The following is a 1342-nucleotide window of genomic DNA, read 5'->3' as shown; positions in this document are numbered from 1 at the left end:
TGTAGGGGCTGTCGACGATGAACACCAGGTCGAACTTGGCCGCTTCGGCCTGCTGTGCCTGGGCGCGGTACCAGTCGATATCCACACTGGCATCGCCGGGGATCTGCGGGTGCAGCCATTCGTTTTGTGCGGTGCCGACGCCGGTGAGAATGGCGCCGAATTTGAGTTGCCGAGGTGAGGTGGGCATCAAGGTATTCCTCCGTGGATGGCCGCGGTGGCCTGTGGAGAATGACCTTAATGCCCGTAGGCAGGGCTTGTGAAAGGCTTTGTAGATCTATGCTAATTATTAAAATTAATGATCTCTAACAAACGCCGTTATCCGAGTACTGCATAACGATCTGTCAGGCTCAGCGACGTGCGCTGACCGCCGAAGCGTCGTTGGACACGATCACTTCCACACGGCGATTCAACTGGCGTGACTGTGCGCTCTGGTTATCGGCGACCGGGAACTGCTTGCCGTAGCCAATGACGGCAATCCGCTCGATCCCCACGCCGAGCCGTTGCAAACCGCGCGCGACCGCTTGGGCACGGCGCTCGGACAGGCTCTGGTTGTAGGCATCGCCCCCCACGCTGTCAGTGAAACCCTCTACCCGCACCTGACGCTCCGGGTTCTGCACCAGGAAGTTCGCCAGCCCCTGGAAGTCCCGCTGGCTGCCTGCCTTCAAATCGGCCTTGCCGGTATCGAACAGCACGTCGCCAAAGGTGATGACCTGGCCACGCTCGGTCGGCTGGGCTTTCATCGCCTGCAAGGCCTTGAGCTGCGCGGTGCGCACGTCGAGCTGAACCTGGGTACGGTCGACCGCGATGTTGTCGAGCTGGGCATCGGTCTTGCGGCCGACGATGGTCTGCTCGGCCAGGGCGATTTTTTGCGTGGCGAGGTAGGCGAGCTGGTCGAGCTGTGGGTCGGTACGGTCGTGCAACGACACCTGGTTGGCGCGGTCCAGCGCGTTGGAAGCGATACGGGTTTCAACCGCCGCCAGGGTGTTGGATTCCGGCTTCTGTTGCAGGCTGGAGAACTGGCTGCGCGCTTGCAGCAATTGCGTGTTTTCCGGCGGCGTGGCGCAACCGGCAAACGCCAGGCTCAGGGCCGAAAGCACAGGGATGAAAAAAATGGCACGCATGGCTGGATCCTCAGTGGGTAGTCGCGGGGGCGTTGAGCATTTCCTGCTTGAGCACCTGGATGCCCTCTCGCGCCTGCTTCAAGACCTGTTGTTTACGCACGGCATTGGCCTTGGCTTCGGCCAGGCTGGCGTCGGCTTCGATCTGGTCGGCCAGGGCGTCCACCTCGACGTACTTCATTTCACCGATGGCCTGGTCCATGCGCGCCAGCTTGTCCTGGGCG

Annotated in this window: 1 protein-coding gene and 2 pseudogenes; all 3 read right to left on the bottom strand. The window is 61.5% G+C overall.

The genetic code is table 11. The features are described from left to right. Positions 1-187 (bottom strand): annotated as a pseudogene (locus HX823_RS31630) (LLM class flavin-dependent oxidoreductase); the annotation flags it as partial. A gap of 160 nt (positions 188-347) precedes the next feature. Next, positions 348-1121, bottom strand: coding sequence for an OmpA family protein (locus HX823_RS31625; RefSeq protein WP_177078571.1), 774 nt, complete (start codon positions 1119-1121; stop codon positions 348-350). Positions 1122-1131: 10 nt separating this feature from the next. After that, positions 1132-1342, bottom strand: a pseudogene (locus tag HX823_RS31620) (DUF4398 domain-containing protein); the annotation flags it as partial.

It is taken from the genome of Pseudomonas sp. P7759 (genome assembly GCF_013386445.1).
GTDB classification, from domain to species: domain Bacteria; phylum Pseudomonadota; class Gammaproteobacteria; order Pseudomonadales; family Pseudomonadaceae; genus Aquipseudomonas; species Aquipseudomonas azotoformans_A.
This window is presented reverse-complemented; position numbering and strand designations above follow the sequence as displayed.

What these genes read in the sequence shown, in the direction of transcription:
- HX823_RS31625 (WP_177078571.1), bottom strand. Translation starts at nt 1,121, where the DNA reads ATGCGTGCCATTTTTTTCATCCCTGTGCTTTCGGCCCTGAGCCTGGCG.